This window comes from Azoarcus sp. Soil_N_20, from assembly GCF_057656155.1.
Genome location: NZ_JBDGKX010000006.1, coordinates 221,709 through 241,462, shown reverse-complemented (window position 1 = coordinate 241,462; position 19,754 = coordinate 221,709). Strand labels below are relative to the sequence as shown.

Here is a 19,754-nt window from a genome sequence, read left to right as displayed (position 1 = left end):
AGTGTGCAGCCAAACTGACTTCGGCCAATGAACAAACAGCACCATGTTCCGGCCCCACCTCCACGTTTTGCCAGCCCGGCCCCTGCGCGCTCAGCCCCCGTGGTCGGGATCACCCGCGAGATCGAGCACCTGCTTGCGTTCCATCGGCAAGTAAGTAAATTCAATGCGGGTTGCCAGCACCCGATCGACACGATAGCGCGCATCGATACGCTGCCGCGCCACGACCAGATGGACCTGCTCGCCTTCGATCAGGATCGCAGTACGCTGCCCACCATCCTCAATCGCGCCTACGAAAACAAAAGGCAGAGGCGGGGGCTCCGTCGCCTGCTGCGGGACCGCGCCCGCCCCCTCGGCCACCACGCCCGGCGGCTCCATGAGCCGGGCCGCCGACGGCGGCCACGCCGAGCGCGCGATGTGCGGCACTGCCTCGCGTACAAGCGGCCTGCCGTCCTGTACGCCCGCGCGCCCGGCCATGCGTGGCGCCCGCGCCGTCGGCACCGCCGCGGTTTCGGTGGGCACGTCCTCCATCGTCGATGCCCACCAGGTCGCCGCGAGCGTGGCCACCAGAGTGGCGACAAGCACAAGCTGACGGCGGGTCATGACCGATCCCGTCGGACAAATACCACCATGCGCACCTCACCCTCGATGAATCCGAGCTGCGGATCCGAGCGACGCACCGACAGCGTCTCGAAACCGACCGCGGGCACCGCCGTACTCAGTTCGCCGAGCCACGCATAAAGCGCGCGAAAATCACCCCGCACCGGCAGATTGAGCGCCACCCGCATCAACGGCGTACCGGCTTCGTCTGCGAGGCGATAGTCGGTGCGGGCCAGATCGACGCCGTGATTTTCGGCGCGCGCATGCACGTCGCCGAGGATGACGGGGAGACCACCTGCCGGCGGAAACCCGGCGTAAAAAGCGTCGAGCGCTTCCCGACTCGCCGCGGCGCCCGACGCGGGCGTGGCGCTGCCCCCGCGCAGCAGGGCGGCGCGCTCGGCCGCCAGGGTGGCACGACGGGTGTCGAGCGCGCCCCCTGCAGCCTGGTCCACTGCAACCGCGATCAGGATCAGCAGTCCGCCCGCCATGCCCGCCCATCCGGCATTCCGCAACGCCCGCAGCGCAGACTCGCGGAGTCTGGACGCCGTACTCATCGCCCACCCTCCCACTGCGCGGTCACGGCAAAGCGGATCACCGCATCCCCCGTCCCGACCGTGACCCATTCGTGGCTATCGATGCGGGGGTTGCGCAGGACACCTTCGCGCTGCAACCGCTGCAGGTATTCGAAAGCTATTTCGAGCGAGGGCGCCTGACCGATCGCGCGAAAAAGACCGCGGGCGGCGTCGGCCTGGAATTCGACCAGGGCGACGTCGTCGATCTGCGCCTGCGCGAGCTGCGCAAACACGCCGGCCCATTCGGCGTTGAGCACATCGGCCACCCGAATGGCCGGGCCAAGTTCCTGCGCCGTGAGCACGACGGTCACCGCGCGTGGCGCCGCGGCGGGGCTGGGCTGCATCTCTGCCCGCAAGCGCTCGACAATACGCTCGCGTTCGTCGACGTCGAGCCGCTCCGCGCGCCACGCGTAAGTGGCGACACCCAGCGCCGCGACACCGATCGCCAGGACCACCCAGCCCAGCCATCCCGAACGCCGCCGGGGCGATGGCGAAAAATCGAGGTCGACCGCGGGCGGTGCATTGCGCAGCAGTTTCATGCCCGCTCCCCCACCGCCGCCACGCGCCATCCGCTCGGCACGGACGGCGCCAGGCCGTCCGCATACAACACCGCGTCGACCGTGGCCGACGCGCCCAGCGCCGGTGCGCCGCGTTGCCACGCATCCAGCATCAGGCGCACCCCGTCCGCATTGTCGGCGCGCAGCGCCTGACTACGTACCGTGTGCCAGCTGCCGTCACACCACATCCCCACCGTAACCCGCCCGCCGTGAGCAAGCGCCAGCGCACCCACTGTTCCGCGCGCCTCCCGAAACGCGGGCCGCAGCCGGTTGTAGGCCTCAACGAAATCGCCGCACACACCGTCAAGGCGAAGGCCGTGCCGGGTCGCAAAATCCTGCACCGCCGCAACCAGCGTCGCCGGCACCGCACAGGCGAGCGCAGGCGCCCCCTCCGCGGCGCGATCGGCGGCGACCAGCCAGTCGGGCTCGCCCACGCCATGAACCTCGCGGAAACGATGGGCGAGAAACGCCTTGCGCTCCTCCGCCCGGCTGACCCCTTCCGGCCACGGCACCACCAGGTAGCGTAGCCAACCGTCGGCAATTACCACCTTCAGCACGCCCTTGCGCCGAACTGGGTCAGCGTCGAGCCGGCGCAGCTCCGCCGCCGGGGTCGCGCCCTCGAGCGTGTGCGTGAACCGGTCGCCGCCGGTACGCAGCACCCAAGCATCGGGCTCGAGGCGCAATAGCCAGTCAGCCGTGGATCGTGACACGATTCAACTCCTGCAAGGTGGTTTCACCCGCGGCCACGAGATCGATCACCGCTTCACGCAGCCCGCGGAATCCGCGCCGGGCCGCCGCCTCGCGCACGGCGCGAACCGGCGCACGCGCCAGAATCAGCTCCCGAACCTCATCGTCGAGCAGCAACACCTCGGCCACCGCACGCCGCCCCCTGCACCCCGAACCGCGGCAGTGACCGCAGCCGTGACCGGCGCGGAAGTTGAAGCGCGCCAGATCGCCGAGCCCGGATTCGGCAACCACGACAGGATCCGGCACGACCGGTTCACTGCAATGCGGGCAGTTGATCCGCACCAGGCGCTGCGCCACCACGCCATTGAGGGCGGCCACCAGGTTGTAGGGGTCGATGCCCATGTGCATGAACCGTCCGATCACGTCGAACACGTTGTTCGCATGCACCGTGGTGTAAACCAGATGGCCGGTCAGTGCGGCCTGAATTGCGATTTCGGCGGTTTCGCCGTCGCGAATCTCGCCCACCATGATGCGATCGGGGTCGTGACGCAGGATGGAGCGCAGCCCGCGCGCGAAGGTGAGCCCCTTCTTCTCGTTGACCGGGATCTGCAGCACGCCCGCCAACTGATACTCGACCGGATCCTCGATGGTGACGACCTTGTCGAACCCGCTATTGGTCTCGCCCAGCACCGCATAGAGCGTGGTCGTCTTGCCGCTGCCGGTGGGGCCGGTGACGAGCAGCATGCCGTAGGGTTCGTTGGCGAGCCGGCGCAGCACCTTGCGCGAGGCCGCATCGAAGCCCAGCGCTTCGAGCGTCAGCCCGCTCATCTCGCGACTGAGATGCTCCTTGTCGAGCACGCGCAACACGGCATCCTCGCCATGAATGCTGGGCATGATCGACACCCGGAAATCAATCTCGCGACCACCGGTCTGTGCCTTGAAGCGCCCGTCCTGCGGCACCCGGCGCTCGGCGATGTCGAGCTCGGCCATGACCTTGATCCTGGAAATGGCCTGTTCGGCGAGGTCCGGCGTCGACACGGTACCGACCCGCGACAGCACGCCATCGATGCGATACTTGATCACCAGGGCGCCGGGCACCGACTCCAGGTGGATGTCGCTCGCGCCCTGCTTGAGCGCGTCGTACAGGGTCGAATTGACCAGTTTGACCACCGGGCTCGCGCCTGCGGTGATGCGCTGCAGCGACAGATCCTCGACATCGACATTCGCACCCGCGGTCTCGCGGCCGTCGTCCAGACCGGCCGCGCGACGCACCTCGTCCTCGTGGCGCGCGAGGCAGGCGGCGAGATCGTCGCGGTCCGCCAGCGCCAGGCTGAACGGTTCGCGCAGACGGGCGCCGAGGCCATCGAGCAGGTCCTGGTCGAACGGGTTCGCGAGCACGATGCACAAACCGCCCTGCTCGTCGCGCAGCGCCACGCAATCGTGGCTCACCCCGGCCTCGAATCCGAGCGCGGCGAAATCGGGTGCCAGCGCCATCAGCCGCGCATGTCCGACCACCGGAAAGCTGCAGGTCGCCGCCAGCCGCGCAAGGCGCTCGCCGGCATCGGGTACGCGCATCGCGAGCACGTCGAGCAGACGTCCGCCCGCGGCCAGGGCGTCGGCCAGTTCCTCCGCGGAAAAGGGCTGCACGGCGGGCACGGCGGATGATGCAGGAGGGAGGCCGGCTGCGGCTTTCATCCTATGCTCTCCGCAAGCTGGAAGATGGGCAGGTACATGAGCACGACGATCAGGCCGATCGCCCCCCCGATAATCAGCATCAGCAGGGGGCCGAACAGGCGCGTGAGCCATTCTACCTCGCGCGCGGTTTCGTCCTCGTGGAACTCCGCCGAGCGGGTGAGCATTTCGCCGAGGTTTCCCGCCCGTTCGCCCACCGCCAGCATGCGCTGCGCGACCGGGGTGGCAAGGCCGCAGCTGGCCAGCGTGGCGGTGAAGCCTTGCCCCTCGCGAATGCGCTCGATGGCAACCAGCAAGGTGCCGCGCAGCACCGGCGACAGCAGACCCGAGACCATGCGCAGCGCGGTCACCGCCGGAATGCCGCCCGACAGCAGCATGCCCAGCGTGCGATAAAAGCGCGCCAGCTCGAACACCCGCAACCGCCGGCCGACCAGGGGCATGCGCCACAGTTGGCGACCGGCCGCCGCCCATACCGCATCGCTACGCATCACGGCAACGACACCCAGCGCCACCACGACCAGCAGCCCCATCATGACGAGCGCATGGGCCTCGACCAACCGGCCCCACTCGAGCAGCACCCGAGACAACCACGGCAGGTCGCCGCCCACGTCCTCATAGATGTGCGAGAACCTGGGCACCACATAGCCGAGCAGGAACAACATGACCAGGCCGCCCACCCCGAGCAGCAGGGCCGGATAGATCGCCGCGCTGACGAGCTTGCCGCGCAGGGTTTCGACCTGCAGCAGGTAGGCGATGTAGCGCTCGATCGCGCGCTCGAGGTCGCTCGTGCGCTCGGCCGCGCGAATCAGCGCCACATAGAGATCGGGGAAGGCGTGGGGCGCGCGCTCAAGCGCGCGCGACAGCGAATGGCCCTCGCGCAGCGCGGCAACCAGGTCGCCCAGCACGCCGCGCACCGGGGCCCGGTTTTCCTTTTCGGCGAGCGCGGCGACCGACTCGGCCAGCGGAATGCCCGCGCGCAGCAAGGCCAACAGCTCCTGATTGAACAGGCGCAACGGAAAACGCGCATGCCCGCCGCGACCGCCCAGACGGGTGAGGGTCAGCACAACCAGCCCGCGCCCGGCCGCGAGTGCGCGAAGTTCGGCCTCGCTCGCGGCTTCGAGCTCGGCCTCGACGATCCTGTGGTCCGCTCCGACCGCCTTTACGCGATAGCGCATCGCTCGGCGCTCACCAATTGACGATATCCACGGCAGTACCCTCTCCCCCCGGCTGGCCATCCGCGCCATAGGAATAGAGGTCGTACTCGCCATGCTCACCGGGGTGGCGGTAGGCGTACGGCTTGCCCCAGGGGTCGGGCGGCGCTGCCTTCTTCAGGTACGGCCCTTGCCAGCGTTTCTCGCCGCTGGGCGCCACCACCAGCGCCTCCAGGCCCTGCTCCGACGACGGATAGCGGCCGACGTCGAGGCGATACTGGTCAAGCGCCTTGCCGAAGGCATCGAGCTGTGCCCGCGCGGTGTTAACTTCGGACTTGCCGATCTGCGAGAAGAAGCGTGGCCCGACGTAGCCCGCGAGCAGGCCGATGATGACCATCACCACCAGCAGTTCGAGCAGGGTGAAGCCGCGCGTGCGCACGGCTTCACCCACGGAGAAATCCACCTTGTGCCCACTCCGGAGCTTGTTCATCGCCATTCCGTCCCAATGTCAGCCGTGGGAATTGTGGCACAAGCACGCGCCTGCATGTGAGCATGCGCCGGACGGGCACCCGCTGAAGGCGGCGACGCAGAACGCGGAGCCAAGGAATCGGAACAGCGGCGAAGGCAAAAAAAAAGGCACTCCGCAGAGTGCCCTTCGACGTGCCCCCGACTCAGGCACTCTTGCGACGCCGAATCGCGGCCAAGCCGACCAGACCCAAGCCGAGCAGGGCGAGTGACGCGGGCTCGGGCACCCCAATGATCCCGCCGCCGCCTTCACGGATGAACAGCGCTAGATGCGACAGGTCGGGGGTTTGACCACCATTGTTCGTGAAAACGATCTCCCACGTACCGTCGGTCGGGTTTACATCTACAGCGATGTCGTCGAAGAACCACAGCGCGTACTCGTCGCCGCCCTTCAACGCGGCTACGAAATCGAAGTCGGCCGGCAAGGGACTTCCCGTGGCCGAAAGAGACCAAGTATTGGGAGTACCACTGTCCCAAGTCAGAGTGAACGTGTAACCCCCGAACATCCCCGTATCCGAGCCAGTGCCAGTATTACCGGTTTCGTCCCCCTGGAGCAGGAACTCCCATCCCGTGCCCCATTTGCTGGAGACAATGCCGTCAAGGTTGGTCTGATCGTTGACATTGCCGGACACCACCCCGTAACAGTCGTTGGCGTTGGCACCGTCGTACGTCATGTTGCTTTCGGAAATTCCTTCCGTCTGGTTGCCATCACTGCAGAACAGGACGGCATGGGCCGGCAGGGCAAGCAGCGTACCCGCGGCACTGAGCAGCAGGGCAAGCAGTTTCGTTTTCATCGCACACCTCGTGTCGTGTTTGCCTCGCCACCCACCCCAGCGAGTCAAGCGTAATCGAGCAGAAAACGTGCCAAATGTCACACCATTGTTTTTTAAGTGTTTATTTTTCTGTAGCCTTCAGACTGTAAAAATCTCCGACGCAACCGGCGTGCGGCGTATCCCGTCAAGCCCACCGCGGAAATGCCACGGGGCCCGTCGGGCCCCGTACTCACTGTCGAGACCGCCGTCGGCAGGCTGGTCTCAGTTTTCAACAAAGGTCACGCGGTGACCGAAATACTCCGAGTGCCCTTGTTGCCGGCGGCGTCAACCGCCTTGACCAGCAGCGTATGGGAGCCGGCCGACAGCTTGTTGATGTTCCACTTGTAGCTCAGGCTGCCGTTGCTGCTGCTCCTGACAAGCTGGCCGTCGATGAACAGCTTCATACGGGTGACGCCGACATTGTCGGTGGCGCTGCTGTTTACATCGACGCTGCCGCGTCCGGTGAGCCGCGTGCCGTCGGTCGGGCTGCTGATCGTGGCCTCGGACGCGTTGGTGTCGGTGGTCGGGCTGTGCTCCGGCTCGGTCGTCTGGCTGCTGTTCGCCACGGTCACCTTGACGCCGTGGGTAGCATAGTTGCCGGCGGCGTCATAGGCGTAGGCGATCAGAGTGGCGTCGCCGTCGGCCACCTTGCTGCTGTCCCAACTGAAGCCGTAGGGCGAGGACTTGTCCGAGGCCAACAGCTTGCCGTTCACGTGCAGGTCGACCTGGGAAGTGTGCCAAATTTCACGCCCTTGTTTTTTAAGGGCTTATTCTTCTGCTGTCTTCAGACAGTAAAATTCTCCGACACAACCGGCGTGCGGCACATCCCGTCAAGTCCACCGCGGAAATGCGACGGGGCCCGTCGGGCCCCGTACTCACTGTCGAGACCGCCGTCAGCAGGCTGGTCTCAGTTCTCAACAAACGTCACTTAGTGACCGTGACGCTCTTGCTGCCCGTATTGCCCGCCGCATCGTCAGCCTCGACGGTGACCGTATGGCTACCCTTGCTCGCGTTTGTCGTGTTCCAGGTATAGGAAAGCTTCGATCCGCTGGCCGCGGCAACCACCGTGCCATCGATCAACAGCCGCACACTGGTGACGCCGACGTTGTCGGTCGCCTCCCCCGCCACGCCCACATTGACTCCCAACTGGGCGCCATCGGTCGGCTTACGGAGATTGGCCACCGGCGCCGTAGTATCGCCGCTCTTGGTGCCGTCATCCGTGGCGACGGTATTCGCCACCGTGACGGTCACACTGTACGACGACGGATTGCCTGCGGCATCGTATGCGGCCGCCGTCAGCTTCGCACTGCCGTCGGCGACTTTGGTGCTATCCCAGCTGAAACCGAACGGTGCAGTCGTGTCGCTCGCGATCTTGGCACCGTTGACCAGCAGGTCCACCCGGCTCACCCCCACGTTGTCGGTCGCGCCGACGTCGACCGCAACCAAGCCCTTCACCGTGCTGCCACCGGTGGGCGAGGAGATCGAGGTCGTGGGCGCGGTGGTGTCCGCGGTCGAGGCGCCCTTGGCGGCCGCGACGGCTGCACCCGCGTCGACCCGGCCGTGACCGTAGTACTTGTCCCATCCCGCAGTGCCAAGGTCCGTGGCGGTTGAGACGAGGCGCTTCTCGATCTCGCTCGGCGAGAGACTCGAATTCACCGACTTCATCAGCGCGACGACGCCGGCAACGACCGGGCCGGAGAACGATGTGCCACTCGCCGTACCATAGCTCCCACCCCGGGTCGTCGTATAGATGCTGACTCCGGGGGCTGCGAGGTCGACGTAGGCGCCGTAGCTCGACCAGCTGGCTTTCGCGTCACTGCTGGTGGTCGCCGAAACGCTGATGATGGTGTCGGTGGCAGAAATACTTTCCTCGCCGCCGCTGTTGCCAGCCCCAGCCACGACCAGACCGCCCTTGTTCTTCATGTACTGCGCGGCGTTCCGGATGCTCGAGCTGCCGGCGACCCCGCCGATGCTGATGTTCGCGACCCTGGCACCTTTGTCCGCCGCCCAAGTGACGGCATTGGCAATCGTGCTGTATGAGGCATAGCCGTTGGCGTCTGTGACCCGCAGCGGCATGATGCGGGCGCCACCCGCCAAGGCGGCGACGCCAAGGCTGTTGTTGGTACTGGCGGCAGCCGTGCCGGCTACCTTGGTACCGTGCCCGTGTACGTCGGAAGTGTCGGAATTGTTGCTGTAGAAGTTCCAGCCCGACACCATCCGGGCGCTCAGGTCGGCATGGCTCGAATCGACGCCGGTGTCGAGGATCGCGATGGTCACCCCGCTGCCCATGCCGTAGTCCCATGCGGTGGGCGCAGCGATCTTGGGCAGGTGCCAGCCCTTGCTGAAGTACGGGTCATTGACTGTTGCATCGACTTTCAGCAGCAAGTCCCGTTCGGCAAACTTCAGATGCTTGTTCCGCTTCAGCAGCGCCTCGACTGCCTTCTCGGAAGCCTGCGGCGGCAACTGGATGATGCGCACGTCGATGCCTTCGATCTTGCCGACTTGCTTGCCACCGTGCTGCTTGACGATCTTGTCGAATTCGGCTTCGGAGAGACCCGGACGGGGCTGCACCAGCAGGCGGCCCGGCACCCACTCACCCTCGCTCGGCGCGGGCTGTGCAGCAACGGGGACGGAAAGCGCACCCAGTGCGAGCGCGAGGCAGGCGAGTGTCGGAAGACGGATCGATGTGCGGGAGGTGGCGGGGGTGCTGCGGTGCGCGGTTCTCATCATTGGCTCCATGCGGTTGATTGCTGGTCGTGACTCACGATCAACCGATTGCATGAAGCGAGCGCGCACCACCCCGCAGGGTGGGCAAGATCACCTGGCAATCCCGCTGTCATGGGGCACGAGCCCTTTAGACCGGTAACTTTGCGTCCCCGCCTTTCGACGGGTTTGCCTTTTTCAGGCCGCGACAACAAATACGTTGGCGCGAATATTAATTCGATGTGACGGCAACTGGATTGCCACTAAAGTATTGTTACCATTTCACATCGCCTGCACCATGTCAACGACCCCGCATGACTTTTCTTTAGGCCCTTTTGCGACTTTTTTAACGATGGCGACCAAATATGCCTAACAGGCAAGACATGGGCATCGGCGACATCGGCGCGGCACGACCCGATTCGGACTAGCCCTAAGCCGGCGAAGCCGGAACCAAACAGGTTAAAGTTGCAGGGCTCAGTGACACGAAGTGGAGGTGGCAATGCACGCGCAGCTTCTTGAATGCCACCGTGACCGGATCGCAGGGGTACTGAGCCGTTACGACCGGATCGTATTACGGGCACGCTGCCGGGCGCCTGCGATCACGCGGGGATGACCAGTTTCCTGAACGCGCACCACATCCGGATTTTTGACTACCCGCGCTTTGCCGAACCGTTGCGCGATCGCAGCATCAAGGGGTTCAACTTCTTCGACAAGGCCGAGCATTCCCTGCTGTGTTCGCTGCAACATCCGCAGTTCAAGATCCGCGGCGTGCGCCCTGCCGACCTGAAACCGTTTCTCCCCCAGTTGTCCCCAACCAGCACCACCCGCTACTTGAAACGCCTGCGCGACTTCGGCCTCATCAAGAAGGTCGGCGGAACCTATCGCTATAACCTCACCCGCATTGGACGCAGCGCCATCGCCGCCGCCTGCAGACTCTCCGAACAGATCATCGCCCCGGCTCTCACCGTATGACAAAGTTTGATCAGAATCTGTAAAGAGTGAAGTCATAAGGGACAAAAATGCATGTACTGCGCTGCATACGCAGCGGCCAGGTGATTGAAGCTCGAGCGGACGCGCTCGGGCAGCGCGGCGAGTCGTCATAGCTCGGTGGCTCCAGCCGCAGCGCAGCCTTGAAGTGCCCTCCACGGTCCCGAACCCAATCTCCCCGCGATTGGTGAAGATCGTCCACAGCTTGGCCCAGCGTGCGGCAGCTTCGAGTACCGGGGTGCACCCGACTGGCGCAAAACGGCCGTCTCATCCGCCCAGTAAATGACCACCCTTGCGGCCTTGGCGCGCGCAGGTCGAAGCGTTGCTCAAGCGCGCAAATTCAGCTGACGAGACTGAGAAGGACGAGCCTGAGCTGGACATCCCGGCGGAAATCGCGCGGCGCGAGCAGCGCCTGGCGGCGATTGCCGAGGCCCGGACCCGGCTGGAGCAGCGCCAGCGCGAGACCGACCTGGCGCAGCGACGATGAGACCGCCGCCCCCGGGGCGGGGACGGCAGGCCGAACTGCGTGCCCCCCAAGATCTGGACGCACGGCGCGTCCATAGTGCAAAAGGCGGGCTTAGCTGTTCCGGAACTGCACCCACAATGCGCAGCCGCACCCGGACCTCCTGCGCCATCGTCAGCTTACGGCAGCCCCGCATACGGACTGCCGCAGGTCTTCTCGACCCTACCCCAGGACCAACCCAATGAGGCAGACAGGCGTTATTTCGTGACCTTGACGCTCTTGCTGCCCATATTGCCCGCCGCATCGACAGCCTCGACGGTGACCGCATGGGTACCCGCGCTCGCCTTTTTCGTGTTCCAGCGATAGGAAAGACTCGATCCGCTGGCCGAGGCAACCACCTTGCCGTCGATCAACAGCCGCACGCTGGTGACGCCGACATTGTCGGTCGCGCTCGCCGCCACGGCCACATTGCCGCTCACGTTGCTGCCGTCGGTCGGCTTATCGATATTGGCCACCGGCGCCGTAGTATCGCTAGTATTGGCGCCGTCATCCGTGGCGACGGCATTCGCCACCGTGACGGTCACACTGTACGACGACGGATTGCCTGCGGCATCGTATGCGGCCGCCGTCAGCTTCGCACTGCCGTCGGCGACTTTGGTGCTATCCCAGCTGAAACCGAACGGTGCAGTCGTGTCGCTCGCGATCTTGGCACCGTTGACCAGCAGGTCCACCCGGCTCACCCCCACGTTGTCGGTCGCGCCGACGTCGACCGCAACCAAGCCCTTCACCGTGCTGCCACCGGTGGGCGAGGAGATCGAGGTCGTGGGCGCGGTGGTGTCCGCGGTCGAGGCGCCCTTGGCGGCCGCGACGGCTGCACCCGCGTCGACCCGGCCGTGACCGTAGTACTTGTCCCATCCCGCAGTGCCAAGGTCCGTGGCGGTTGAGACGAGGCGCTTCTCGATCTCGCTCGGCGAGAGACTCGAATTCACCGACTTCATCAGCGCGACGACGCCGGCAACGACCGGGCCGGAGAACGATGTGCCACTCGCCGTACCATAGCTCCCACCCCGGGTCGTCGTATAGATGCTGACTCCGGGGGCTGCGAGGTCGACGTAGGCGCCGTAGCTCGACCAGCTGGCTTTCGCGTCACTGCTGGTGGTCGCCGAAACGCTGATGATGGTGTCGGTGGCAGAAATACTTTCCTCGCCGCCGCTGTTGCCAGCCCCAGCCACGACCAGACCGCCCTTGTTCTTCATGTACTGCGCGGCGTTCCGGATGCTCGAGCTGCCGGCGACCCCGCCGATGCTGATGTTCGCGACCCTGGCACCTTTGTCCGCCGCCCAAGTGACGGCATTGGCAATCGTGCTGTATGAGGCATAGCCGTTGGCGTCTGTGACCCGCAGCGGCATGATGCGGGCGCCACCCGCCAAGGCGGCGACGCCAAGGCTGTTGTTGGTACTGGCGGCAGCCGTGCCGGCTACCTTGGTACCGTGCCCGTGTACGTCGGAAGTGTCGGAATTGTTGCTGTAGAAGTTCCAGCCCGACACCATCCGGGCGCTCAGGTCGGCATGGCTCGAATCGACGCCGGTGTCGAGGATCGCGATGGTCACCCCGCTGCCCATGCCGTAGTCCCATGCGGTGGGCGCAGCGATCTTGGGCAGGTGCCAGCCCTTGCTGAAGTACGGGTCATTGACTGTTGCATCGACTTTCAGCAGCAAGTCCCGTTCGGCAAACTTCAGATGCTTGTTCCGCTTCAGCAGCGCCTCGACTGCCTTCTCGGAAGCCTGCGGCGGCAACTGGATGATGCGCACGTCGATGCCTTCGATCTTGCCGACTTGCTTGCCACCGTGCTGCTTGACGATCTTGTCGAATTCGGCTTCGGAGAGACCCGCACGGGGCTGCACCAGCAGGCGGCCCGGCACCCACTCACCCTCGCTCGGCGCGGGCTGTGCAGCAACGGGGACGGAAAGCGCACCCAGTGCGAGCGCGAGGCAGGCGAGTGTCGGAAGACGGATCGATGTGCGGGAGGTGGCGGGGGTGCTGCGGTGCGCGGTTCTCATCATTGGCTCCATGCGGTTGATTGCTGGTCGTGACTCACGATCAACCGATTGCATGAAGCGAGCGCGCACCACCCCGCAGGGTGGGCAAGATCACCTGGCAATCCCGCTGTCATGGGGCACGAGCCCTTTAGACCGGTAACTTTGCGTCCCCGCCTTTCGACGGGTTTGCCTTTTTCAGGCCGCGACAACAAATACGTTGGCGCGAATATTAATTCGATGTGACGGCAACTGGATTGCCACTAAAGTATTGTTACGCTTTCACATCGCATGCACCATGTCAACGACCGCTCGTGGCTTTTCTTTAGGCCCTTTTGCGACTTTTTTAACGATGATGACCAAATATGCCTAACAGGCAAGACATGGGCATCGGCGACATCGATCGGAGGGGCACGCCCCGATGCGGACTATCCCTAACTGACAGGCGAGTATTTTTGTGAAACCCTGAACTTCAGGTCGTATGCTGGACGCCGTGCAGGTGCCCTTTCAGTGCCATCGCTCTGCTGAAGATACCGCCCACGGCGCACCATTTTTCTATCACTCCCAACGAGGATGAGACTATGAAGGTCTTCACCGCAATCGCAGCCGCAGTCGCGCTCGCCAGCACTGTCGGCGCTGTTCCCGCGCACGCCCAGCAGAAATTCGTGACCATCGGCACCGGTGGCGTCACCGGCGTGTACTATGCCGCCGGCGGCGCGATCTGCCGCCTGATGAACAAGGATCGCGCCAAGCACGGCATCCGCTGCTCGGTCGAGAGCACGGGTGGCTCCGTGTATAACGTCAATACGATCAAGGCCGGCGAACTCGACTTCGGCGTCGCCCAGTCCGACGTCCAGTACAACGCGGTCAAGGGGCTCAGCCAGTTCAAGGATGGCGGCCCGGTCACCGAACTGCGTTCCGTCTTCGCCCTGCATCCCGAACCGCTGACCGTGCTCGCCCGCAAGGAAGCCGGTGTGAGCAAGTTCGAGGACTTCAAGGGCAAGCGCTTCAACGTCGGCAACCCTGGATCGGGCCAGCGCGCCACCGTGGACATGCTGTTGCCGGCGATCGGGATGAAGACCTCAGATTTTTCGCTTACCTCGGAGCTCAAGCCCGACGAGCACGGCGCCGCGCTGTGCGACAACAAGATCGATGGTTTCGCCTATGTCGTCGGCCACCCTGCCGCAAACATCCAGGATCCGACCACGACCTGCGGCGCCAAGTTGGTGCCAATCGTCGGTGCCAGCGTCGACAAGCTGATCAAGGACTATCCGTACTACGCCGCGGTCACCATTCCCGGCGGCATGTACGCGGCCAACCCCGACCCGACCAAGACTTTCGGCGTGGTCGCGAGCTTCGTAACCTCGGCCAAGGTGTCGGACGACGTGGTCTACACCATGGTGAAGGCGGTGTTCGACAACTTCGAGGACTTCAAGAAACTGCACCCGGCGTTTGCCAACCTCGAGCCCAAGAGCATGGTCAAGGATGGCCTGTCGGCCCCGCTGCACAACGGCGCGGTGAAGTACTACAAGGAAAAGGGCTGGATGTAATCCGACGCGCCGACGCCCCGGTGCCGGCGCGATCACCAGGCATCGCGGCAAGACCTCTCGGTTTGCGATGATGCCCGCACCGACTCGCGCAGCAACGTGTCGACAGCATGTTGCTGCGTTTGCGTATTACCCGACCCCAGGGAGGTACGGCACATGGCTCGCCCGGACACAAAACACACCACACTCGAACTGACCGACGAGCAGCTCCGGCAGATCGTCGCGGAGGCGGACACAGGCGGCCGAAAGCCGATCGGCCTTGCCGCCGCAATCATTGCCGGCACAGCCCTCGCATGGTCGTTGTTCCAGCTCTGGATCGCATCGCCGCTGCCGTTCGTGTTCGGTTTCTTCGTCCTCAACGACACCGAATCCCGCGCGTTGCACCTCGCCTTCGCAGTCTTCCTCGGATTCCTCGCCTACCCGGCCTTCAAGCGTTCGCCACGTGACCGCATTCCGCTCGCGGACTGGTTGTTTGCCATCGTCGGCGGACTGTGTGCCAGCTATCTCCTGCTGTACTACCGGGAACTGGCAGGCCGCCCCGGCCTGCCCACCGCACTGGACCTCGGGGTCTCGGTCTGTGGCATGATCCTGCTGCTCGAAGCGGCGCGGCGCGTACTGGGCGTGCCACTGGTCATCCTCGCCACGGTCTTCCTCGGCTATATCTTTCTCGGCCCCTACATGCCGGACGCCATTGCCCACCGCGGCGCCTCGCTGGGCAAGGGCATGAGCCATATGTGGCTCACCACCGAAGGCGTTTTCGGGGTCGCGCTGGGCGTATCGACGAGCTTCATCTTCCTGTTCGTGCTGTTCGGATCGCTGCTCGAAACCGCCGGCGCCGGCAACTACTTCATCAAATCGGCGATCTCCCTGCTCGGCCACCTGCGAGGCGGCCCGGCGAAGGCCGCCGTACTGGCCTCGGCCGCGACCGGCGTGATCTCGGGCTCGTCGATTGCCAACGTCGTGACCACCGGCACCTTCACCATCCCGCTGATGAAGCGCGTCGGCTATGCGCCCAAGAAGGCCGCCGCCGTCGAAGCCGCGGCGTCGGTCGATGGCCAGATCATGCCTCCGGTGATGGGCGCGGCCGCCTTCCTGATGGTCGAGTACGTCGGCATCCCCTACACCGAGGTGCTCAAGCACGCCTTCCTGCCCGCGATCATCTCGTATATAGCGCTGTTCTACATCGTTCACCTGGAAGCGATGAAGGCCGACATCCGCGGACTGCCACGCCGGGTCATCCACCCTGCAGGCCGTCGCATCCTGTCCTTCGGCCTCACCGTCAGCGGCCTATTGATTCTGGCTGGCGTCGTGTATTACGGCCTGGGCTGGATCAAGAGCGTGGCCGGCGACTTTTCGTTTGTCATCATTTCGCTGCTGATGCTGGCCGTCTACATCGGACTGCTGTGGTACTCCGCACAGCAGCCCGAGCTGCACATGGATGACCCCAATTCGCCGCTGATCGAACTGCCCGAGACCGGCCCCACGCTGAAGACCGGGCTCTACTTCCTGCTTCCGGTGATCGCCCTGATCTGGAATCTGATGGTGGAGGAGCTCTCGCCTGCGCTATCGGCATTCTGGGCAACGACTTTCATGATCTTCATTCTTCTCACCCAACGCCCGCTGCAGGCCATGTTTCGCGGTACCGGTGAGCTCGGGGCTGCCTTCCGCCGCGGAGTCGATGACCTCTACACCGGCCTCGTGAGCGGCGCGCGCAACATGATCGGCATCGGCATTGCCACTGCAACCGCCGGCATCATCGTCGGGACTGTCACCCTGACCGGGGTGGGGCTGGTACTGACCGAACTCGTCGAGATCATCTCCGGCGGCAATCTGCTGATCATGCTGGTGCTGGTCGCGGTCATCTGCCTGATCCTCGGCATGGGACTACCGACCACCGCCAACTACATCGTGGTGTCGACCCTGATGGCGCCGGTGGTTGTGGAGGTCGGAGCCCAGAGTGGCCTGCTCGTACCGCTCATCGCGGTCCACCTGTTCGTGTTCTACTTCGGCCTGATGGCCGACGTCACCCCGCCGGTCGGGCTCGCCTCCTACGCGGCGGCCGGCATTGCGCGCTGCGACCCGATCGCGGCGGGGCTCCAGGCGTTCTTCTACTCGATCCGAACCGCGATCCTGCCCTTCATGTTCATCTTCAACACCCAATTGCTGATGATCGGCGTCGACTCATGGTGGCTGTTCGCACTAACCGTCTCGAGCGCGATCCTCGCCAATCTGATGTTCGCTGCAGCGACCCAGGGCTGGTTCCTCGCTCGCAACCGAATCTGGGAATCCGCCCTTCTGCTGCTCGTTACCTTCAGCTTGTTTCGCCCCGGGTTCTGGATGGACATGGTGTATCCCCCCTATGACGCGGTGCCATCCACGCAATTGACCACGCTCGTCGAACAAGCTCCGCGCAATGGCAATCTGCGGATATTCGTCGAAGGCCTGAGCATTGAAGGCGACGACGTCGCGAAAGGCGTGCTACTCCCGCTCGGCAACACCGGCAGCGCTCGCGAGCGCCTCGCAGCCATGGGGGTCACGGTGATGCAATTGGGCGAAGAAATCCAGGTCGCTGCAGTGAAGTTCGGCAGTCAGGCGGAAAAGCTCGGACTGGAACAGGGACTGAAGATCACCCACATCGAAGTTCCGGCCGAACGCCCCGCCAAGGAATGGGTGTTCGTCCCTGCGCTGCTCGTGCTCGGCCTGGTCGTATGGTCCCAGCGCCGCCGCCGGGAAGCTCCGGCCGCGGTCGTCGCGTAGCCTTACGCCGCGCCGGGCGGCATCAATGCCGGTCGGCGCAGTATCGCCTGCGGCCTAGACCAGAGAGCGCCCGCGAACGATCGCGGCGGCATCTTTCTCGCTGATCCGGACGGTCGCATTCACAATCACATGGGCCACCAGCCATTCGTTCAGGCGTTCGGCACCGGCTTCATCCAGCGTCGTGAACCGGCAGCCGGCGGTCAGATTCCCGCCGTCCGCAATCTGGTTCACCACCTCCGCCCAACCGTTGATTTCGTCAGGAATGCCGTCACGCTGCAGGACGAACTGAAAGCTCGATCCAGTGCTCAGCGTCGGCAACGCAAGTAGCGAGAAACCTTCGAGCGAAAGGTCGTTCAGGGCAACCCGCTGCCCATCGAGCACAACCCGGAAGCAGGGATCTCCCCGACGCCGGGCCACGAAGCGCTGGCGAGCACGGCGCTCGGCGGTATCATCGATCAGCGGTGCATTCATCGCGCGTATTCCCGAAGCAGGTAGAGGCGAAAATGGTAGCGCAGCTTCGTCCGCGCAGTCGTGATGTATTGACTCACAAGGGCAGACCGCGCGGCTTACGCCCGGCACGGGCAAACAGGGGATCGAACAGGGCGCGCGGGAGGAGGCGCAGCAGCCTTGCCACCACCCCCATCTGCCAGGGCACCACGGCGTAGCGCTGGCCCCGGTCGATGACTCGCGCGATCCGCCGGGCAGCGACATCGACCGGCAGGATGAACGGCATCGGATAGGGGTTGACCATGGTCATCGGCGTTCGAATATACCCCGGAGCCACGGTCACCACCCGAACCCCGCTGCCATGCAACTCCACCCGCAGGCTCTCGAGATAGGCCAGTGCACCGGCCTTGGAGGCGCTGTAGGCACCGGCACCGGGCAGACCACGAATTCCCGCGACCGACGCGATCCCGACCAGTCGGCCACTGCCGCGGCTGCGCATGGCCTCGACGAAGGGCTGGAAGGTGGCCGCCATGCCGAGCAGGTTGGTACGCAACACACGTTCGAACGCATCGAGATCCGCGGCCGCCTCGGTCAAGGTGCCGACTGACACCCCGGCGTTGGCGATGACGATGTCGGGAACCCCGACCTCGCTGACGAACCGTGCGGCTGCACTGCCGATGGCCTGCACATCGCCGACATCGGCAACGAACAACCGGTGCTCGCCGGGCAGCGCCGCGACCAGTGCACGCATCGGGCCGGCGCGACGTGCCACCAGGCCCAGGCTTGCCCCCTGCGCGGCGTAATCGCGCGCAAGCGCCGCACCCAGACCGCTCGAGGCCCCGGTGATGAATACTCGCTTCGGCTCAATCGCCTCAGTCACCGCTGCGGCGGCGACGGCATGACTGACTCGACGACATCAGCCGCGACGCGGCTCGGTGCGCACCCGGGCGAGCAATTGATCGACCTGCTTCAGGGTGGCTTCGTGGCTGCCGGTCATCGACGCCGCGGTCAGGAAACGGCCATCCACCGCCATCGTCGGCACGCCCTGGATCTTGTAGGCACGCGCCGCCTGGTCGGCACGCTGGACCATGGACTGCACGCCGAAGGACTTGTAGGTGTCCATGAAGGCCTTGACGTCGACCTTGCGCTTGCCCGCCCACTCACGCACACCGTCCTCGGTGTGCAGCGGACTCTTGTCTTCCTGCACCGCGACAAAGACTGTTTCGTGCAGACTCTCGACCTGGCCTGTGACCTCGAGGGTGTAATACAGGCGCGCCAGACCCAGCAACTGGGGGTTACCCCAGATCGCAGGCACCCGGATAAAACTCACATCGGCAGGCAGACGCTTGATCCACTGCCCCAGCAAGGGATCGAAATCACGGCAGTGCGGGCAACCGTAGTGGAAGAACTCGATCACCTCGATCGTGCCCTTGGCCGTCGTCGGCACCGCGGGATCCAGGGTCTGGAACCCCGGCCCCGCAGCGCGCTGGGCGAACACCTGAGCTGCGGGGCTGGCGAGAAGCGCAAGCGCACCGAGTTGCTGAAGGGCATGACGACGATTCATTCTTTACTCCTGGTCGATAACTTGGATTCAGACGCACGCGACGCGGCATTGTTCCGCGCCCGGGGCAGATATCACTGGCTGGCGCGGGTCACCGTGGCGTTGAAGCCGGCCTCGGCGAGCCGGCTACGCACCGGATTCATCTCTTCGGGCCCGGCGAACGGCCCGATCCTCACCCGATGCACGATACGGCCGTCTGCCAACTGACCGCGCTGGGAGCTCGCCTCGACACCCGCCAATGCCAGCCGGGCCTTCAGGTTGTCGGCCTCCGCCGCATTCTCGAAGGCACCAAGCTGCAGGTACACACGATCGGCCGGTTTGGCCGGCGGTGGCGTGCTCGGTGCGGCGGCGGGCGCCTGTGCAGCGGGCACATTGTCGCCCTGCGGCAGGATCTTGTAGAAGTCGAAATCCTGCTTCACCACCGGACGATCCCCCGGCTTGCCTGGCAGGGCAGCCGGCGGCTGATCCGCGGTCGGCATGCGCGGTGCCGCCGGCGTGGACTGGAACGGATTGGCGCGGGTGAAATACCACGCGGCGCCCGCGGCTATCAGCGCCCCCATCATCAGGCCGATGAAAATACCGATCAGGGTACCGCCGCCGCTGCGCGCGGGCGGGCGGGCGGGTTTGCGCGTGGTTTTGCGGTCTCGACTCACAGCTCTC

Annotated in this window: 18 protein-coding genes, 1 pseudogene and 2 riboswitches; of the genes and pseudogenes, 4 read left to right on the top strand and 15 right to left on the bottom strand. The window is 65.0% G+C overall.

The window, feature by feature from the left end:
• Nucleotides 1-90: 90 nt before the first annotated feature.
• From AC3A35_RS14190 to AC3A35_RS14145, 10 genes are all read right to left on the bottom strand, one after another.
• The gene (locus tag AC3A35_RS14190) at nt 91-600 is read right to left on the bottom strand and encodes a hypothetical protein (protein ID WP_487436784.1); all 510 of its coding nucleotides are present in this window, start codon (nt 598-600) and stop codon (nt 91-93) included.
• Entirely contained in the window at nt 597-1,151 is a 555-nt protein-coding gene (locus AC3A35_RS14185) for a hypothetical protein (protein WP_487436783.1), read from the bottom strand. The genes AC3A35_RS14190 and AC3A35_RS14185 overlap by 4 nt, the downstream gene beginning before the upstream one ends.
• Entirely contained in the window at nt 1,148-1,708 is a 561-nt protein-coding gene (locus tag AC3A35_RS14180) for a hypothetical protein (RefSeq protein WP_487436782.1), read from the bottom strand. Before AC3A35_RS14180 ends, AC3A35_RS14185 begins: the two co-directional genes overlap by 4 nt.
• A complete protein-coding gene (locus AC3A35_RS14175; RefSeq protein WP_487436781.1) occupies nt 1,705-2,436 on the bottom strand; it encodes a hypothetical protein in 732 nt (243 codons plus the stop codon). Before AC3A35_RS14175 ends, AC3A35_RS14180 begins: the two co-directional genes overlap by 4 nt.
• Entirely contained in the window at nt 2,417-4,108 is a 1,692-nt protein-coding gene (locus tag AC3A35_RS14170) for a GspE/PulE family protein (protein ID WP_487436780.1), read from the bottom strand. Before AC3A35_RS14170 ends, AC3A35_RS14175 begins: the two co-directional genes overlap by 20 nt.
• Entirely contained in the window at nt 4,105-5,280 is a 1,176-nt protein-coding gene (locus AC3A35_RS14165) for a type II secretion system F family protein (RefSeq protein WP_487436778.1), read from the bottom strand. Before AC3A35_RS14165 ends, AC3A35_RS14170 begins: the two co-directional genes overlap by 4 nt.
• Nucleotides 5,281-5,290: 10 nt before the next feature.
• Nucleotides 5,291-5,746 carry a type II secretion system major pseudopilin GspG gene (gspG, locus tag AC3A35_RS14160; RefSeq protein WP_487436777.1) on the bottom strand — a complete coding sequence of 152 codons (456 nt, stop codon included), beginning with the start codon at nt 5,744-5,746 and terminating at the stop codon, nt 5,291-5,293.
• 181 nt (nt 5,747-5,927) lie between these two features.
• On the bottom strand, nt 5,928-6,575 hold the full coding sequence (locus AC3A35_RS14155; protein ID WP_487436776.1) for a PEP-CTERM sorting domain-containing protein: 648 nt from the start codon (nt 6,573-6,575) through the stop codon (nt 5,928-5,930).
• 257 nt (nt 6,576-6,832) lie between these two features.
• Complete coding sequence (locus AC3A35_RS14150) at nt 6,833-7,312, bottom strand: Ig-like domain-containing protein (RefSeq protein ID WP_487436912.1); 480 nt, start codon at nt 7,310-7,312, stop codon at nt 6,833-6,835.
• Between the two features lie 205 nt (nt 7,313-7,517).
• Nucleotides 7,518-9,320, bottom strand: coding sequence for a S8 family serine peptidase (locus AC3A35_RS14145; RefSeq protein ID WP_487436774.1), 1,803 nt, complete (start codon nt 9,318-9,320; stop codon nt 7,518-7,520).
• A gap of 93 nt (nt 9,321-9,413) precedes the next feature.
• Nucleotides 9,414-9,500: riboswitch (cyclic di-GMP riboswitch) on the bottom strand.
• 405 nt (nt 9,501-9,905) lie between these two features.
• Between AC3A35_RS14145 and AC3A35_RS14140 the strand changes: the two genes are divergently transcribed.
• Together AC3A35_RS14140 and AC3A35_RS14135 are read left to right on the top strand one after the other, a co-directional pair.
• Complete coding sequence (locus AC3A35_RS14140; protein ID WP_487436773.1) at nt 9,906-10,268, top strand: hypothetical protein; 363 nt, start codon at nt 9,906-9,908, stop codon at nt 10,266-10,268.
• Between the two features lie 319 nt (nt 10,269-10,587).
• Nucleotides 10,588-10,767, top strand: a pseudogene (locus tag AC3A35_RS14135) (IS5/IS1182 family transposase); the annotation flags it as partial.
• A gap of 236 nt (nt 10,768-11,003) precedes the next feature.
• On the opposite strand, the gene AC3A35_RS14130 reads toward AC3A35_RS14135, so the two are convergent.
• Nucleotides 11,004-12,875 carry a S8 family serine peptidase gene (locus AC3A35_RS14130; protein WP_487436772.1) on the bottom strand — a complete coding sequence of 624 codons (1,872 nt, stop codon included), beginning with the start codon at nt 12,873-12,875 and terminating at the stop codon, nt 11,004-11,006.
• A gap of 24 nt (nt 12,876-12,899) precedes the next feature.
• Nucleotides 12,900-12,986: riboswitch (cyclic di-GMP riboswitch) on the bottom strand.
• 377 nt (nt 12,987-13,363) lie between these two features.
• Between AC3A35_RS14130 and AC3A35_RS14125 the strand changes: the two genes are divergently transcribed.
• Both AC3A35_RS14125 and AC3A35_RS14120 read left to right on the top strand, forming a co-directional pair.
• Nucleotides 13,364-14,332 carry a TAXI family TRAP transporter solute-binding subunit gene (locus tag AC3A35_RS14125; protein WP_487436771.1) on the top strand — a complete coding sequence of 323 codons (969 nt, stop codon included), beginning with the start codon at nt 13,364-13,366 and terminating at the stop codon, nt 14,330-14,332.
• A gap of 153 nt (nt 14,333-14,485) precedes the next feature.
• Nucleotides 14,486-17,086, top strand: a complete 2,601-nt coding sequence (locus AC3A35_RS14120) for a TRAP transporter permease (protein WP_487436770.1) — start codon at nt 14,486-14,488, stop codon at nt 17,084-17,086.
• Between the two features lie 54 nt (nt 17,087-17,140).
• Here the strand turns inward: AC3A35_RS14120 and AC3A35_RS14115 are convergent, their stop codons facing one another.
• The 4 genes from AC3A35_RS14115 to AC3A35_RS14100 all read right to left on the bottom strand — a co-directional run bounded on the left by AC3A35_RS14115 (nt 17,141) and on the right by AC3A35_RS14100 (nt 19,747).
• Nucleotides 17,141-17,557: a PilZ domain-containing protein gene (locus AC3A35_RS14115; RefSeq protein WP_487436768.1), complete on the bottom strand. Its 417-nt coding sequence runs from the start codon at nt 17,555-17,557 to the stop codon at nt 17,141-17,143.
• 73 nt (nt 17,558-17,630) lie between these two features.
• Entirely contained in the window at nt 17,631-18,413 is a 783-nt protein-coding gene (locus AC3A35_RS14110) for an SDR family oxidoreductase (RefSeq protein WP_487436767.1), read from the bottom strand.
• Nucleotides 18,414-18,449: 36 nt separating this feature from the next.
• Nucleotides 18,450-19,097: a thiol:disulfide interchange protein DsbA/DsbL gene (locus tag AC3A35_RS14105; protein WP_487436766.1), complete on the bottom strand. Its 648-nt coding sequence runs from the start codon at nt 19,095-19,097 to the stop codon at nt 18,450-18,452.
• 71 nt (nt 19,098-19,168) lie between these two features.
• Entirely contained in the window at nt 19,169-19,747 is a 579-nt protein-coding gene (locus AC3A35_RS14100; RefSeq protein WP_487436765.1) for an SPOR domain-containing protein, read from the bottom strand.
• Nucleotides 19,748-19,754 lie beyond the last annotated feature (7 nt).

Bases quoted from the DNA above. Each gene is read 5' to 3' on its own strand.
- AC3A35_RS14190 (WP_487436784.1), bottom strand. From the start codon at position 600: ATGACCCGCCGTCAGCTTGTGCTTGTCGCCACTCTGGTGGCCACGCTC.
- AC3A35_RS14185 (WP_487436783.1), bottom strand. From the start codon at position 1,151: ATGAGTACGGCGTCCAGACTCCGCGAGTCTGCGCTGCGGGCGTTGCGG.
- AC3A35_RS14180 (WP_487436782.1), bottom strand. From the start codon at position 1,708: ATGAAACTGCTGCGCAATGCACCGCCCGCGGTCGACCTCGATTTTTCG.
- AC3A35_RS14170 (WP_487436780.1), bottom strand. From the start codon at position 4,108: ATGAAAGCCGCAGCCGGCCTCCCTCCTGCATCATCCGCCGTGCCCGCC.
- AC3A35_RS14165 (WP_487436778.1), bottom strand. From the start codon at position 5,280: ATGCGCTATCGCGTAAAGGCGGTCGGAGCGGACCACAGGATCGTCGAG.
- gspG (WP_487436777.1), bottom strand. From the start codon at position 5,746: ATGAACAAGCTCCGGAGTGGGCACAAGGTGGATTTCTCCGTGGGTGAA.
- AC3A35_RS14155 (WP_487436776.1), bottom strand. From the start codon at position 6,575: ATGAAAACGAAACTGCTTGCCCTGCTGCTCAGTGCCGCGGGTACGCTG.
- AC3A35_RS14145 (WP_487436774.1), bottom strand. From the start codon at position 9,320: ATGAGAACCGCGCACCGCAGCACCCCCGCCACCTCCCGCACATCGATC.
- AC3A35_RS14140 (WP_487436773.1), top strand. From the start codon at position 9,906: ATGACCAGTTTCCTGAACGCGCACCACATCCGGATTTTTGACTACCCG.
- AC3A35_RS14125 (WP_487436771.1), top strand. From the start codon at position 13,364: ATGAAGGTCTTCACCGCAATCGCAGCCGCAGTCGCGCTCGCCAGCACT.
- AC3A35_RS14120 (WP_487436770.1), top strand. From the start codon at position 14,486: ATGGCTCGCCCGGACACAAAACACACCACACTCGAACTGACCGACGAG.
- AC3A35_RS14115 (WP_487436768.1), bottom strand. From the start codon at position 17,557: ATGAATGCACCGCTGATCGATGATACCGCCGAGCGCCGTGCTCGCCAG.
- AC3A35_RS14105 (WP_487436766.1), bottom strand. From the start codon at position 19,097: ATGAATCGTCGTCATGCCCTTCAGCAACTCGGTGCGCTTGCGCTTCTC.